Here is a 14,371-nt window from a genome sequence, read left to right as displayed (position 1 = left end):
TTTAGAAATAAATACCGTAAGCGATGTAATTGGGTGAGATGCGTATTGCGGGCGAGGGAAAATGAATAAAATTCAACGCCTCCTTCAATGTGTGCAGCAGCCAGGAATCTCCGGGGATGATCTCGCGCATGTCATAATCAAGCGCGATGATGACATTACGCTGCAGGTTCTCATACCCCTGCTCCGTATGCATGTTGCGAATGGAGATTCCAACTGCAATTCCCAGCCACGACGGCCAGTAATCCTGCCAGGAAGGAGGCAGCAGCTCATACATGTGGATACCCATCCAGTACGTCTGTCCCTCGTAGTCATCGATGGCGTTCCCCTTGTGCGTCCCATTGATGAAGGCATCGGACGGCCAGTAGGTGAACTTTGGCTGGAAACTCGAGAGATACGGCACGTAGTGCTGCAGCACAGGCCAGGCGGCACCGGCAACATCGGCGTAGGCGTCACCCGGACTGAATCCCCAACCCGTGGCAAAGCCGTCTTCAAATTCCACATACAGTTCAAAGAGCGAGCCAAGTGCAAAGCCGCCCCAGACAGCGGTTTCCTGCGAGGCGCCCGACCAGACCATTGACTTCTGTCCCAGCCACGACCCGAATGCCCCGCCATAAAAATGTCCCGCCTTGTCAACGTTCAAGGCGTAATCCGGATCGTTGACAAAATGAAACGGCCCACGTTGTCCCTGCCACCACGCATTCTGCTGATAGATATGAATCCCTGTCACCGTCGCGCCCAGCACCCCCCCGACGATTGCGAGATTCTCCCACTGCCAGTGTGTTTCATGAGGATCGTATCCCTCAAACGGAACCGGGGTATAAACACTGTCCTGCTGCGCCGCCACTGGGCGGAACAGAAAGAGGAAAACAAAAGCGGAGAGACAGAGCACACGCAGGGAAGGCAGACGGGACACGGACGAAATCCTCATTCACTGGAGAAATCAGCCAATCGAATAAAATACGACCACCGACTGCGCTGAACAAGTCAGCGATTCGTTCCCCCTGGCACCGGATTCCCGCACTTCAGCAATGCCGGGAAAATCCCTATGTTGCTATGACAGAAGCACACATATCTCCCATGCAGTCACAGAAAAAAAATATTTTCGGCCTCACCCTCCGCCAGCTCGAAGAAGAGATGACGTCTGCCGGTCAGCCGCGCTTTCGTGCCGAGCAGCTGTTCTACTGGCTCTATAACCGGGGCGTCGAAACTTTCAGCGCATGCGGCAACATGCCGAAGGCCCTGCGCAGCGAACTCGAGCAAAACTACCGTATCGCACATCCGACGCTCGTCCGCGAACAGCAGAGCGAAGACGGAACCCGGAAGTTTCTCTTCGCGCTCGACGACGGCAGGAATGTCGAAACCGTGCTGATTCCCTCCGAGAGTGAGGATGAAGGGGAACCCAGGCGCCTCACCATCTGTGTGTCGACGCAGGTGGGGTGTCCGCTCGACTGCAAGTTCTGCGCCACAGCTTCGATGAAACTCAAGCGCAACCTCCACCCCGGCGAGATCTTCGGGCAGTATCTCGCCGTGCAGAAGCATTCCGCACGGCGCATCACCAACCTGGTGTTCATGGGTATGGGCGAGCCCATGCTGAACTACGATCACGTCATGCACAGCGTTGAAATCATGACGCATGAGAAAACCGAAGGTATCGCGACAAGTCATATGACATTGTCGACAGCCGGACTCGCGGATCGCATCAGACAGCTGGCCGATGAGAATCGGAAAATCAAGCTGGCCATTTCACTGCATGCGACGACGGATGAACTGCGTCTCCGGTTGATGCCCATCAACAAAAAATTCCCTCTCTCCGAACTGCTCGACGCAGCAGAATATTATTACCGGAAAACGCGAAGGCGCATTACGTACGAGTACATACTCTTTGACGGACTCAATGACGGTCCCGAGGATGTCAGGCGACTGGTCAAGCTCACACGCCGCGTGCCGAGCAAGGTCAACATCATCCCCTTTCATCAGATCAGCACAGCGTATCCCGACGGCATGCCGCTCACGCTTGCGTCACCATCCCGTGAACACATCGAGCGTTTCGCCGCTGCACTGCGCAAGGAGGATGTAACCGTCATGCTGCGTTCGAGTTCGGGAAAAGACATCGACGCAGCCTGCGGCCAGCTGGCCGTCAGGCATACGACAAAACAGACGGAGAACCTCTGATTTGTTCACGTAAGGAAAATCCTTACTTTATTTTATCCGTTCGCTAGACAGAACTTACATCCAGTATCCCTTCCAATCTCGAGGACTACATGCGGCTTCTGATTTTCGGCCCTCCCGGGGCCGGCAAAGGAACACAGGCGCAGTTCATTTCCACGCATTTCAACATTCCGCACATCTCGACCGGAGATATTTTCCGGGAAAACATCCGCAACGGAACGCCACTCGGCATCGAAGCCAAGCGCTACTCCGAGGCAGGCGACCTTGTTCCTGACAGCGTGACGAATGCGATGGTCAAGGAGCGGCTCGAGAAGCCGGATACAGCGGCAGGGTTTCTGCTCGACGGCTATCCACGCACTCCGGCACAGGCGGAGGCACTCGACTCCTTCCTTCCTGACGGAGCAACCCTCGATGCGGTGCTGAACATGATTGTTCCGGAAGAGGAACTGCTTGAGCGTCTCGGAAAGCGCGGTCGCTCCGACGATTCGCTTGACACCATTCGCCACCGCCTCCATATCTACCATGAAACAACAGAGCCGCTCGCGGAGTATTACCGCGGAAAAGGTCTGCTCGTCGACATTCAGGGTGTGGGCGATATCACGGACATCACCGGGCAGATCATCACGGCTGTCGAACATCGTGTGTAAGACCTGATATGCATATTCGCAGAATGAACACTGTTGCGGCGGCGCTATTTTTGACCGCCGCATTTTTATTCCCATCTGCCGTCACGCTGCGTGCGCAGTCACTGAGTGACCTCGTCGAGCAACTGGGCGTCGAGGAACTTGCGCGCGACTACCTGCGTCCCGGTGTCGATGCCATCGGCTACACCATCAACAGTGGGTATGCGCATACCGCACGCGTCGATACGGCCTTTCACATCTGGGCCGGTGCAAAAGCGATCTTCACGTTTATTCCCGAGCAGCAGCAGACCTTCGTTGGCGTGTTGCCGGAGGCGCTGGTTTCGGCAGGCTATCCCGATCATGTGACAACCGCCACCGTCGTCGGCAACAAGGGGGCGGTACTGCAATCCAATCAGTCTTCGGCACCGGACATCGTGCTCCCGGATGGGACCGGGCTGCGACAGACAGCACTTCTGCTTCCGCAGGTCAGCTTCGGTCCCGTTCTCGGTACCGATATCATACTCCGCGGCCTGCCGCCCGCTACCTTCGACACGGAAATCGGGAAAGTATCGTTTTACGGTGCCGCGCTGAAACATGAACTGACCCACTGGTATGACTCGCCCGTCCAGGTTGCCGTTCTGGCCGGCTACCAGCAATTTGAAATCGGAGACGCGGTACAGGGAAACAGCCTGAACGGCATGCTGCTGGTCAGCAGGGACTTCGCTGCGATCACGCTGTTCGCCGGACTCGGGTACGAAGCATACGCCATCGATGTGAGTTACACGTACACTCCCGTGCAGACGGGACAGCAGCCCGAGGACATCACGCTGGAATTCCGCAGACGGAATCTGCGTTTCAGTTTCGGTGGAGCAATTACGCTGCTCCCATTGCTTGATATCACTGCCGGTTATAGTTTGGGCGAAATGGACAACCTCTCAATCGGAATAGGACTCTCCTTATGAAAGGACGCATCATGCTTCGGAGCCTCGCACTCCCCATCCTGCTCCTCATGTTTACCGCCAGTGCGAGCGCACAGGTGGAAATCGATACCAAGGCACTGCTCGAGGACTATTCCCGTGAACTTTTCGAGGCCAATGCCAAGGGCTTCATGAGTCCGCTCGTCATCGTGTCCAACGTCGGCGCGAACGATGCGTTTTACAACAGCGCCTATGTGCCGAAGGAAAACGTGTTCTACTTCGACATTTCCGTCAGAAGTATGTACGCAACTGTGATCGACGAGGAGCGCACCTTCATCGGACGGCTTCCGCTTGAGAATGCCGAGAATCCCTATCCAATCCTTTCCGAAGAATGGCAGCGTGTCCTGCAGTTGAACTATTTCAAAACACAGCTGCGCGGTGCTGTCGCGGCGGGTGAGCTGCAGCCCGAGGTGGAAACAGCCACCGTCTTCGGAGGAAAGGGTGCCGGTTTCAATGTGCCGAAGGAATATCTGCTCGAGAACGTTGCCGGCATCGACAGTGCCACACTGGCGGGACTGCCGAGCCAGCTCCCTCTTACGGACGGTACGAACCAGGATTTCGTCCTTGCCGCCGTGCCGCAGCTTACCATCGGCTCCTACTACAGCACTGAACTGCTTCTGCGCTACGTTCCGCCTGTCGTTTTCGATGAGAACGTCGGAAAATTCAGCTTCTTCGGTGTCGCCGTCAAACACGCGTTTACCAACTGGATTGAGAATCCCCCCTTCAATGCGGCGGTTCAGGTCGCATTTCAGACAAGCTCCATTACCAATGAAGTCGGCATCACCAAGGCCAAGCTCGAGGCCGACACCGACCTTTTTGCGGTCAACCTGCATGCAAGCCGGCGCTTTTTCCACTGGCTCGAGCCCTATGTGGGCATCAGCTATGAGACATTGAATTCCGAAGGCAGCTATACCTTCACCCTTCCGCAGAACATCAAGGATGAAATCGGCTACGATATTGATCCGCAGACCGTGCCGGTTTCCCTGAGCGACGACGCGGTCAAGGCCACGATCGGTGTGACCGGGCATCTTGGTCCGATGCAGCTCTTCGCGAGCACGGGAATTGCCAAGCATCTCATTTTCAGTGGTGGAATCGCCTACCGTTTCGCCCCGTAATTTTCATGCATCCCGCATCCGCAGCGGATGTGGCGATCAGGATGCAAATTCGTCCTTCCCCCTGCCGCGCCGTTCCTGCAACATGCGTGCGCGCACTCGCAAATCCACGTCCCTGTCGTGTTCGTCGACGATTTCTCCGACGAGCTGTTCAAGAATATCCTCCAGCGTAATCACCCCCGCCATCCCGCCATGCTCGTCGACCACGATGGCAAGATGCTCACGGTTTTTCAGGAAATCGCTGAGTATGACATTAAGCCGGGCGGTATCGGGCACATAGTGGACTTCCACCGCGAATTCGGACATCCGCCGCTGCCCTTTCCCTTTCGCAAGTGCCGCAAGGAGGTCCCTGATATGCGCGAGTCCAAGGATATCGTCCATATCCTCCCCGAAGATCGGTATACGGCTGACGGAGGCTTTGAACAGTTCGTGCCGGACTTCATCCAACGTCTCATCCGCACGCAATGCGAAGACCACTGTGCGCGGTGTCATGATATCCCGGGCCATGATGTCATCGAGCTGGAAGACGTGCCTGATCAGCTTGTTCTCCATGTCGAGAATGTTGCCGTCGCGATGGCTGAGGCGTGCCAGCACGGTAATCTCGTCCTCGCTCAGCTGCCGTGAGGCATCCTCGGATCCCCCGACGGGGCGTGTCATGAGATTGATGATGAGAACGAACGGATAGAAAAGAATGCGCAGGACGGTGACGATCACGGCCGTGTGGCGGGCATAGCTGGCGGCGTTGCGCTCACCAATGGTTTTCGGTACCACCTCGCCAAGGAGGATGATGACAAATGTCAGGATCGCAGAAAACACGCCTACCCAAAGGTCCCCGAACACGTCCACGGCGAGCGCTCCCACGATGATGGAGCCCGCAATATTGCTCAGGTTGTTGAGAATCACGATGGCAACGATGCTGTCCCGAATATTCTCCTTGTTCGCGCGCAACCGGAGCGCCCCGCGCTCCCCCTTCTCCACCATCTGCTCTATCTGTATGGCAGTGACGGAAAACAAGGCCGCTTCCATGCTCGAAGCAAGGAAAGACAGGGCAAGGATACCAACACTGATCAGGAGTAACGCAACCATGTCCGAATCTATCTCAATACTCCCTCAAACACAACAAAGTGCCTCACAATCGGCAATACAGCCTTGAGGACGCCCTGCGCAACCCACCCGGATTCCGCAGCATGCCCCCCTCCGCGGAGGCGTTCCCGTACCTTGTTTACCCCTGTGATCTTTTGTAGCTTTCATGTTTGTATCGCTTCCACACACCTTAGCATCAAGGACGCATAATGGCGGAAGACAAGGGACATATTCTCTGGGTCGACGATGAAGTGGAACTTCTCCGGCCTCATATCCTTCACCTCGAACAGCGTGGCTACCGTCTGAGTACCGTTACCAACGGTGAGGACGCGCTGGATTTTGTCCGGAATGAGCCGGTTGACCTGATTCTGCTCGACGAATCGATGCCCGGCATGGGCGGACTCGAAACGCTGTCGGAGCTCAAAGCCATGCAACCGGATATCCCCGTCGTCATGGTGACGAAAAACGAGGAAGAGGCGCTGATGGAAGAGGCCATCGGCGAGCAGATCAGCGATTACCTCACAAAACCGGTGAATCCAAGTCAGATTCTGCTCGTCGCCAAAAAAGTGCTGCAGGGGAAACGTATCGTTGGCGACCGCACGGCACAGTATTACATCCGCGAGTTCAACGATGTGTCAATGAAACTGCAGGGTCCGCTCGACCTTGAAGAGTGGATGGAGATTTACAAGAAACTTGTGGAATGGGAAATCGAACTCGATCAGCATCCGCGTCTGGGATTGCAGCAGACCATGGCGGATCAGCGGAAGGAATGCAACCAGGAATTCTGCAAGTTCGTCGAGCGTCATTACCGCGACTGGCTTGAGGACGACGATGTCACCCTCTCACCCCAGGTAGTGGATCGCTTTCTTCTCCCGCATCTCGAAAGCAAGGGGCCGGTGTTCTTCTTCGTAATCGACTGCATGCGTTACGACCAGTGGCTGATCATGGAACAACACCTGCGCGATCTTTACACTATCGAGAAAGAATTCTACATGGGAATTCTTCCGACGGCGACACCGTACGCGCGCAATGCGATTTTCAGCGGGTACTATCCTTCCGAAATTGAACGGGTGTTCCCGGATCTCTGGGCCTCGAAGGATGACGATGATTATTCAATGAACAAGTACGAGAAGGAATTCCTCGAGAAGCTTCTCGAGCGCCGCCGCATCAAACTGCGCAATGACCTGAAATACATCAAAATCATCGATCCCGAGTTCGGGAAGCAGATGGTGGGCAACATCGCGTCGTTCGTGAAAAACCACCTCACTGCAATCGTCGTGAATTTTGTTGACATGCTGGCGCATTCACGTTCCGATTACCCCATCCTGAAAGAGATTGCGCCGGACGAATCGGCCTACCGCTCCCTTACCAACACCTGGTTCACGCATTCGTCGCTCTACAACATGTTCCAGCAGATCGCGAAGACGCCCAACGCGACCATCGTCGTGACAACGGATCATGGCAGTGTGCGCTGTATGCGCGGGAGCAAGGTACTCGGCGACAGGGAAACCTCAACGAATCTGCGTTACAAATACGGGCGGAATGTCAAGGCCGACACCAAGCACGCGATGTACATCCGCAATCCTGAAGAGTACAAACTGCCAAAGCGCGGCGTAACGGTGAACTACGTCATCGCCAAGGAAGATTATTACTTCGTCTATCCGACAGAGTACAACAAATATCTCTCGTATTACCGCGACAGCTTCCAGCATGGCGGCATGTCGCTAGAAGAACTCATTCTCCCCGTCATCACCATGAAGGCGAAGGCCTGAACCGTGTCCGACGAAGTGCATGAGACATACAGCGTGGAGGAAACGCGTGCCCTGGGACGCCGTTTCGCTTCGACCCTGCCGGCGTCGGCGCTCGTTGCGTTCTGTGGTGATCTCGGCTCGGGAAAGACTGCGTTCATTCAGGGCGTATGTGATTATTTCGATTGTGCGGGACAGGTGAGCAGTCCTACCTTCACCATCGTCAACGAGTACTCCGGATCGCGCAGCGTGCGGCATTGCGATCTCTATCGCCTTGATGCGGTTGAGGACATGCTGGAAATCGGACTCGATGCGCTGTTCTCTGAAGATGGGATCATTCTCGTCGAATGGGCTGAGCGTGCGCTGCCCCTGCTGCCACTTCCCCGCTTTGAAGTTGCGGCAGCCCACGGCGATTCAGAATCCCATCGCTCCTACCGCATTCATCGGCTCGAGCATGGGGGCAAGAGCATCCTCAGCGCACCGCAGCAGATGTTCCAGAGGTCCGCTTGATACTCGGCATCGATACCGCAGCGCAGACGCTCGGCGTCGCACTGGCAGAGACCGGAAGCATCGTCGCCCGCAAATCGATAGACATACCGAATGCGCACGACGCAATGCTCGCCCCAGTCATACAGGAACTGCTGAAGGAAAACGGGCTGCAGGCCGCTGATCTTTCCACCGTCGCTGTGGCATCGGGACCAGGTTCGTTTACCGGACTGCGGATCGGTATGGCCATGGCAAAAGGCTTCGCATTCTCGCTTGCGATACCGCTCATCGCTGTCCCGACCATGGACGCGATCGCCTTCGCTGTCCGTCGCCAGAGGAATGTCGAGCACGACTCGCAACTGCTTGTCGCACTCGACGCGCGCAGAGAGCGCGTGTACCATGCAGCATACCGGTCCGAAGGGGACGCATGGACAAGAATTTCGGGCCCGGCCCTCTCCGCAATTGACGACCTGAAAGCACCGCATGCAGCACCGCTGTTGCTTGCCGGCGATGCAGCACAGACACTGGCGGAACGGTTCTCCCGTGGCACAGTGTTATCTGTCGCCTGCGCAACGGCGGAAGACATCGTCCTGCTCGGTACCGAAATGTTAGCGGCGGGACAATCCGCCGACCCTGAAACCTGCGAACCGCTGTACCTGCAGGACTTTATTGTAAAACAGGCAAAAAATCCCCTGTTTACAGCAACGGAAAAGGAATAGCACGGAGCTTCCATCATGGCGTGGTTTAAACGCAGCAAATCCAACATAGAAACTTCAGGCCGTAAGCGCGACGTACCGGACGGATCGTGGGTGAAATGCAATCATTGCAGTGAAATGATGCATCAGAAACAGCTCGAGGCTGCCCTCTACACCTGCATTCACTGCGGTGCTTCCTTTCGTGTCGGCAGTTCCCAGTACCTGGAAATCATCCTCGACAAGGGGAGCTTCAAGGAATATGACCGCAAGATGCGGGCGACCGATCCCCTCGAATTCACCGACAGCAAGCCCTATGCAGATCGTGTCGAAGCAACGATAAAGAAAAGTGGTCTGCAGGACGCCATGCGCAGCGGACTCGGAAAAATCCACGGCCGCACGGTTTCCATCGCGGTGATGGATTTCGGATTCATCGGCGGGAGCATGGGTTCTGTTGTCGGCGAGAAGATCGCGCGAGCGATCGACCGCGCGATCAAACAGAAATGTCCCCTCATCATCGTGTCCTCCAGCGGCGGCGCGCGTATGATGGAAGGTGCCTATTCCCTGATGCAGATGGCGAAAACCAGCGCACGGCTCTCATTGCTGCACGATGCCGGCCTGCCGTACATATCCATCCTGCTCGATCCGACGACAGGCGGCGTCACCGCCAGTTTCGCAATGCTGGGCGATATCATCCTGGCCGAACCCAAGGCGCTGATCGGTTTCGCAGGTCCCCGTGTGATCAAGCAGACCATCGGACGCGATCTTCCCGAAGGCTTTCAGCGTGCCGAATTTCTGCTTGATAAAGGCTTTCTTGACAAGGTTGTGCCGCGCGCGGATATGCGCGATACACTCGGCACCCTCCTCGAACACATGCATAACGTCTGATCGGACGCGCTGTGATACTTATCAATTCCATTGCATCGATGCAGGAGACTGCAGACCGTCTCCGCGCCGAAGGCAAACGCATCGCATTTGTGCCCACGATGGGCTATCTGCACGAGGGGCATCTTGACCTGCTGCGCCTGGCCCGTCAGCACGGCGATATTGTCGTGATGTCCATTTTTGTCAATCCCACACAATTCGCGGAAGGTGAAGATCTCGAACGCTACCCGCGAGACCTCGCGCGTGACAGAGAGCTCGCGGAAGCCGCGGGATGCGACATCATTTTCACTCCCACCGCCGGTGAGATGTACCCTGAGAACGACAGCAGCTGGGTCAACGTCGACCGGCTCGGAGCAACTCTTGAAGGTGCCCATCGTCCGACACATTTTCGCGGCGTTACCACCGTGGTCAGCAAACTGTTTCATATCGTGCGACCCCACGCCGCCGTTTTCGGCCAGAAAGACGCTCAGCAGGCCGCCATCATCCGCCGGATGACAACCGACCTCCATTTCGGCATCGAGATCGTCGTCGCCCCCATCCGCAGGGAACCGGATGGACTGGCAATGAGTTCGAGAAACACGTATCTTTCGGATCAGGAACGATTGGAAGCTCTCGCGCTTTCCCGTTCCCTCCGCAGCGCGGAAGCGATGTTTTTACGCGGCGAACGCCACACAGAAACCCTTCGCAACGCTGTGGAAGAGGAGATTATGGGCAGTGGTGTCACGCTCGATTACGTCGAAGTCGTCGATCCGGCGACCTTCCTTCCCATCGAAGGCCGTATCGAAACAACAGCCCTGATAGCCATTGCCGGTCGTGTCGGAAAGACACGATTGATTGACAACATCTTACTCGGAAAGCAGGCGACGCAGCAATGAAGCGCATCATGTTCAAATCCAAGATTCACCGTGCACGTGTCACACAGGCGGAGCTGTACTACGAAGGCAGCATCACCATCGACCGTGACCTCATGGCGCAGGCGGATATTCTCGAATACGAGAAGGTTCAGGTGGTGAATGTGAACAATGGTCAACGCTTCGAAACCTATGCACTCAAGGGTGAAGCCGGAAGTGGAACGATATGCCTGAACGGCGCAGCCGCACGGCTTGGCCACGTCGGAGACGAAGTCATCATTATTACCTATGCCGAATATGAAGACAGCGAACTCAGCGGCCATAAACCTTCCATCATTCTCGTCGACGAGCACAACAACGTAAAGCAGATCCTGTGAGCACCGTCAGCACCGGGAACGGATGTCACATGGGGGTCCCACACATCCCTCGTACCTTCCTGTCAAGTCATCTCAAGATCATCGTATGAATACACCCTCTCTTGCCGCAGTAATCATGGCAGCCGGGCAGGGCAAGCGCATGAAAAACCCCGATAAGGCCAAGGTCATGCACGAGCTTGCCGGTGTGCCTCTTGTCGAGCATGTTGTCCGCCTGGCAAAAGACCTCGGCGCCCAGCGCATCATCGTCATTGTCGGTCATCAGCGCCAGCAGGTAATGGATTATCTTTCAGGCCTCGATCCGGACATCGAGTTCGCCGTGCAGGCAGAACAGCTGGGTACCGGACACGCCGTACGGATGGCGGAGCCCCTGCTCGCTGACTTTGAAGGCGATGTCATGATCCTCTCGGGGGACGCTCCCATGACAAGACGTGAGACCATGCAGGCTGCGCTCGATAAGCACCATGAGGCCGCCTCAGCGGTGACCGTACTCACGGCAATGCTTCCCGATCCCACCGGGTACGGCCGTGTCATACGTGGCAGCGATGGGGAAATTCTGCGTATCGTCGAACACAAGGACGCAAGCGAGGAAGAGCGCGCGGTGCGGGAAATCAACAGCGGGATATATGTCTTTCAGAAAAGCCCCCTCTTCGATGCCCTGGCCCGTGTGACGAACGACAACGCACAGGGCGAATATTACCTCCCGGACGTCTTTGAGATTTTCCAGAATGAGCAGCGTACGATGATTCCGCATGTGGTCGAGAGTTTTGACGAGATTCGCGGAGTCAATACTGTTGAACAGCTTTCTGAGCTGGCATCAATATTCGCATCGCGCAAGCCGTAACCGTTTGCGTATATTCACGTAAGTAATTCATATCCACACCATCAAAGCACAACCGGACAGCGAGAAATGGCTACCCGTTACAACATTCATCCCGATAATCCCCAGCTGCGCCTCATCGACACGGTAGTCGATCAGCTCCAGCGTGGTGCGGTGATGCTGTATCCCACGGACACCGTCTACGCCATTGGCTGCGACATTCGCAACAAAGCGGGACAGGAACGCATTCGCAAAATGCGGAATCTGCCAGAAGCCAAACCGCTCACCTTCGTCGCAGCGGATATCTCCCAGATCTCAGACTACGCCAAGATTTCCGACACCACCTATCAGATCATACGGCAGCTCGTGCCCGGACCGTACACACTTCTGCTGCCGGCGACGAAAATGGTGCCGAACCTCGTGCTCAATTCCCGCCGCAAAGTGACAGGTATCCGGGTGCCGGACCATTTCCTCTGCCAGATGCTGATCGCCGAACTCGGCAATCCTCTGATTTCCATGTCCGCCAAGTTGCCCGATTGGGAAGAACCGGATACCAATGAAGGCCTGTTCGATCTGTTCGATCCTTTCGTCGACATCATTATTGAAGTCGATGCAAAGTACCGGTCCCCTTTCGGTGATCGCCTTTCAACCATGATCGACTTCACGGAAGAAGTTCCGGAGATCACCCGTGAGGGACTGGGCATCGAACTCGCACAGAAAATCATCTGAGACTGTCGTCCCGTACGTATACATCGCAAAACGTCCCCGCAGCGCGGGGACGTTTTCATTTCCATTCAGGTACAGACTTTGCCGATGTGCTTTCAGGACGCTGCTTGTCCTGCGGTCTCATCCTTCCCTCTCTGCTTGACAAAATAGGTGACATAGAGAATGACTTCGAAGAATGTCACCAGTATCAGCGAAATGGTATCGTTGTCGAGCCAGGTGCCAAATCCCTTCTCCGGGAAGAGAAAACGCACGATGAAACCGGCCATGGTCCAGCCCACCGAGAAAATAATGGCAACGAAAGCCAGCGACATGAAGGCGTCTACCAGCTTGTGTTCCACATACCCTTTGCTGAAGGCGTATACGGCTCCGATGATATGCAGATAGAAAACGATGATGGCGATCATGTCAGTATGCGTCCTTGCCGAATAAAATGGCGTATACGGTTTTGAAGATAATGCGAAGGTCAAGTTTGAGCGACCAGTTTTCAATATAGTAAAGGTCGAATTTCGTGCGTTCTGCAATCGGGACTTCCCCACGCAGACCGTTGACCTGTGCCCAGCCCGTGAGCCCGGTCTTGAGACGATGGCGCTCGAGGTATTTGGGTACATACTGCTGAAACTGACGGACGAACTCCGGGCGCTCAGGGCGCGGACCGACGACGCTCATCTCTCCGCGCAGAACATTGATGAACTGCGGAATTTCATCCAGGCTTAGACGCCTGAGCAATTTCCCGATGCGCGTGACGCGTGGGTCACCACGCTTCGTCCATGTCGGACCGGTTTCCTGCTCCGCATTGACTTTCATGGTGCGAAATTTCAGCAGTTCGAACTCCTCTCCTTCGAGTCCGACTCGCACCTGCCGGTAAAATATGGGTCGTCCCGACTCAATCCAGATGATCAGGAAAATCAACGCCGCGAACGGGGAGAATAACAGCAGCACGAGCAGGCTGAAAGCGATATCGAACAGCCTTTTCAGGATGCGTGCCCAGGTCGTCATCGGCAGGTCCTTCACACCGAGAAGTGGATTGCCGAGAAATTCACCGAGCCGAAGACGCGTTGGAGTGATACCGATCACATCCGGCTGCAGCAGAATCTGCACCGTCTTTCCTTCGAGCATGGAAAACAGCTGCGCAAGTTCGTTGTTTTCACCGACCGAGAGACAGACGAGAATACTCTCAATACGCTGCTCTTCAACCACGCGAACAATATTCTCAATACTGCCGAGACGCGGCGTGGCAACACTCTCAATCCGTTCATCCTCATGCGAAAGATACCCCATCAGGCGGTAGCCGTTTGCAGGCTGATGCTGCATCTTGAGTGCGAGGTCCTGTGCCATCTTGTTCGTACCGACAATGAGTACGTTCCGCAGTTCCCTGCCCTTCGCGTACAGTCTTTTCTCATACGAAAGCACGAGAACACGCCCGAGGAAAATCAGCGCGATCGAGAGTCCCCAGATAAACACGAACACAATACGGGAATACGAAAACTCACGATAGAAAAATGCGAGGCTGAGCACTACCAGCATCCCGATGCTGACGTAACGGATGACCTGGAAAAGTTCGAGGCTCATATCCACATCGCGCCGTGCGCGGTACACCCGGCGTCCACTGAACATCAGCAGCCAGATCGGCGTGATAACCAGTCCCCCGATCAGGTATGCGCTCACAGGCGGAAAACCTTTGGTCACGGGAATAAAGTTGACGAGAGGACTCTCGAAACGAATCAGGTAGGCCAGGTAAAAGGATGCGAGAATGGCCGCGCTGTCTGAGAGCACGGCCATCAGGGGAATGAGGAAGTCGTTTCGGCGCGGTTTCGCCATGGGATGC

Annotated in this window: 16 protein-coding genes; 12 read left to right on the top strand and 4 right to left on the bottom strand. The window is 55.6% G+C overall.

The window, feature by feature from the left end; genetic code table 11:
* Position 1: 1 nt before the first annotated feature.
* A complete protein-coding gene (locus KQI65_04190; protein ID MCB2203924.1) occupies positions 2–913 on the bottom strand; it encodes a YfiM family protein in 912 nt (303 codons plus the stop codon).
* Positions 914–1,077: 164 nt separating this feature from the next.
* On the opposite strand from KQI65_04190, the gene rlmN reads away from it, so the two are divergent.
* The 4 genes from rlmN to KQI65_04170 all read left to right on the top strand — a co-directional run bounded on the left by rlmN (position 1,078) and on the right by KQI65_04170 (position 4,884).
* Positions 1,078–2,172 (top strand): 23S rRNA (adenine(2503)-C(2))-methyltransferase RlmN, encoded by a 1,095-nt coding sequence (gene rlmN / locus KQI65_04185; protein MCB2203923.1) that lies wholly within the window; start codon positions 1,078–1,080, stop codon positions 2,170–2,172.
* An 89-nt stretch (positions 2,173–2,261) separates the two neighbouring features.
* Positions 2,262–2,816, top strand: coding sequence for an adenylate kinase (locus KQI65_04180; protein MCB2203922.1), 555 nt, complete (start codon positions 2,262–2,264; stop codon positions 2,814–2,816).
* Between the two features lie 23 nt (positions 2,817–2,839).
* Positions 2,840–3,754: a hypothetical protein gene (locus tag KQI65_04175; protein MCB2203921.1), complete on the top strand. Its 915-nt coding sequence runs from the start codon at positions 2,840–2,842 to the stop codon at positions 3,752–3,754.
* Positions 3,751–4,884 carry a hypothetical protein gene (locus tag KQI65_04170; GenBank protein MCB2203920.1) on the top strand — a complete coding sequence of 378 codons (1,134 nt, stop codon included), beginning with the start codon at positions 3,751–3,753 and terminating at the stop codon, positions 4,882–4,884. Before KQI65_04175 ends, KQI65_04170 begins: the two co-directional genes overlap by 4 nt.
* Before the next feature lie 36 nt (positions 4,885–4,920).
* On the opposite strand, the gene KQI65_04165 is transcribed toward KQI65_04170, so the two are convergent.
* Entirely contained in the window at positions 4,921–5,967 is a 1,047-nt protein-coding gene (locus KQI65_04165; protein MCB2203919.1) for a hemolysin family protein, read from the bottom strand.
* Positions 5,968–6,173: 206 nt separating this feature from the next.
* Between KQI65_04165 and KQI65_04160 the strand changes: the two genes are divergently transcribed.
* From KQI65_04160 to KQI65_04125, 8 genes are all read left to right on the top strand, one after another.
* Positions 6,174–7,736 carry a PglZ domain-containing protein gene (locus KQI65_04160; GenBank protein ID MCB2203918.1) on the top strand — a complete coding sequence of 521 codons (1,563 nt, stop codon included), beginning with the start codon at positions 6,174–6,176 and terminating at the stop codon, positions 7,734–7,736.
* 3 nt (positions 7,737–7,739) lie between these two features.
* Complete coding sequence (tsaE, locus tag KQI65_04155) at positions 7,740–8,222, top strand: tRNA (adenosine(37)-N6)-threonylcarbamoyltransferase complex ATPase subunit type 1 TsaE (GenBank protein ID MCB2203917.1); 483 nt, start codon at positions 7,740–7,742, stop codon at positions 8,220–8,222.
* On the top strand, positions 8,219–8,917 hold the full coding sequence (gene tsaB, locus KQI65_04150; protein ID MCB2203916.1) for a tRNA (adenosine(37)-N6)-threonylcarbamoyltransferase complex dimerization subunit type 1 TsaB: 699 nt from the start codon (positions 8,219–8,221) through the stop codon (positions 8,915–8,917). Before tsaE ends, tsaB begins: the two co-directional genes overlap by 4 nt.
* A gap of 15 nt (positions 8,918–8,932) precedes the next feature.
* Positions 8,933–9,778: an acetyl-CoA carboxylase, carboxyltransferase subunit beta gene (gene accD, locus KQI65_04145; protein MCB2203915.1), complete on the top strand. Its 846-nt coding sequence runs from the start codon at positions 8,933–8,935 to the stop codon at positions 9,776–9,778.
* An 11-nt stretch (positions 9,779–9,789) separates the two neighbouring features.
* Positions 9,790–10,650: a pantoate--beta-alanine ligase gene (gene panC / locus KQI65_04140; GenBank protein ID MCB2203914.1), complete on the top strand. Its 861-nt coding sequence runs from the start codon at positions 9,790–9,792 to the stop codon at positions 10,648–10,650.
* Positions 10,647–11,003: an aspartate 1-decarboxylase gene (locus KQI65_04135; GenBank protein ID MCB2203913.1), complete on the top strand. Its 357-nt coding sequence runs from the start codon at positions 10,647–10,649 to the stop codon at positions 11,001–11,003. The genes panC and KQI65_04135 overlap by 4 nt, the downstream gene beginning before the upstream one ends.
* Positions 11,004–11,088: 85 nt before the next feature.
* Entirely contained in the window at positions 11,089–11,844 is a 756-nt protein-coding gene (locus tag KQI65_04130) for an NTP transferase domain-containing protein (protein MCB2203912.1), read from the top strand.
* Positions 11,845–11,910: 66 nt separating this feature from the next.
* Positions 11,911–12,549, top strand: a complete 639-nt coding sequence (locus KQI65_04125; GenBank protein ID MCB2203911.1) for a threonylcarbamoyl-AMP synthase — start codon at positions 11,911–11,913, stop codon at positions 12,547–12,549.
* Positions 12,550–12,641: 92 nt separating this feature from the next.
* Here the strand turns inward: KQI65_04125 and KQI65_04120 are convergent, their stop codons facing one another.
* Positions 12,642–12,950: a hypothetical protein gene (locus KQI65_04120; protein MCB2203910.1), complete on the bottom strand. Its 309-nt coding sequence runs from the start codon at positions 12,948–12,950 to the stop codon at positions 12,642–12,644.
* 1 nt (position 12,951) lies between these two features.
* On the bottom strand, positions 12,952–14,364 hold the full coding sequence (locus KQI65_04115) for an undecaprenyl-phosphate glucose phosphotransferase (protein MCB2203909.1): 1,413 nt from the start codon (positions 14,362–14,364) through the stop codon (positions 12,952–12,954).
* Positions 14,365–14,371: the final 7 nt, after the last annotated feature.

The organism is bacterium (assembly GCA_020444325.1).
Classification (GTDB): domain Bacteria; phylum Bacteroidota; class Ignavibacteria; order SZUA-365; family SZUA-365; genus BM516.
This window is presented reverse-complemented; position numbering and strand designations above follow the sequence as displayed.

Excerpts from the sequence above, each read along its gene's own strand:
- rlmN (MCB2203923.1), top strand. The coding sequence starts at position 1,078 with ATGCAGTCACAGAAAAAAAATATTTTCGGCCTCACCCTCCGCCAGCTC.
- KQI65_04180 (MCB2203922.1), top strand. The coding sequence starts at position 2,262 with ATGCGGCTTCTGATTTTCGGCCCTCCCGGGGCCGGCAAAGGAACACAG.
- KQI65_04175 (MCB2203921.1), top strand. The coding sequence starts at position 2,840 with ATGAACACTGTTGCGGCGGCGCTATTTTTGACCGCCGCATTTTTATTC.
- KQI65_04170 (MCB2203920.1), top strand. The coding sequence starts at position 3,751 with ATGAAAGGACGCATCATGCTTCGGAGCCTCGCACTCCCCATCCTGCTC.
- KQI65_04165 (MCB2203919.1), bottom strand. The coding sequence starts at position 5,967 with ATGGTTGCGTTACTCCTGATCAGTGTTGGTATCCTTGCCCTGTCTTTC.
- KQI65_04160 (MCB2203918.1), top strand. The coding sequence starts at position 6,174 with ATGGCGGAAGACAAGGGACATATTCTCTGGGTCGACGATGAAGTGGAA.
- accD (MCB2203915.1), top strand. The coding sequence starts at position 8,933 with ATGGCGTGGTTTAAACGCAGCAAATCCAACATAGAAACTTCAGGCCGT.
- KQI65_04135 (MCB2203913.1), top strand. The coding sequence starts at position 10,647 with ATGAAGCGCATCATGTTCAAATCCAAGATTCACCGTGCACGTGTCACA.
- KQI65_04130 (MCB2203912.1), top strand. The coding sequence starts at position 11,089 with ATGAATACACCCTCTCTTGCCGCAGTAATCATGGCAGCCGGGCAGGGC.
- KQI65_04125 (MCB2203911.1), top strand. The coding sequence starts at position 11,911 with ATGGCTACCCGTTACAACATTCATCCCGATAATCCCCAGCTGCGCCTC.
- KQI65_04120 (MCB2203910.1), bottom strand. The coding sequence starts at position 12,950 with ATGATCGCCATCATCGTTTTCTATCTGCATATCATCGGAGCCGTATAC.
- KQI65_04115 (MCB2203909.1), bottom strand. The coding sequence starts at position 14,364 with ATGGCGAAACCGCGCCGAAACGACTTCCTCATTCCCCTGATGGCCGTG.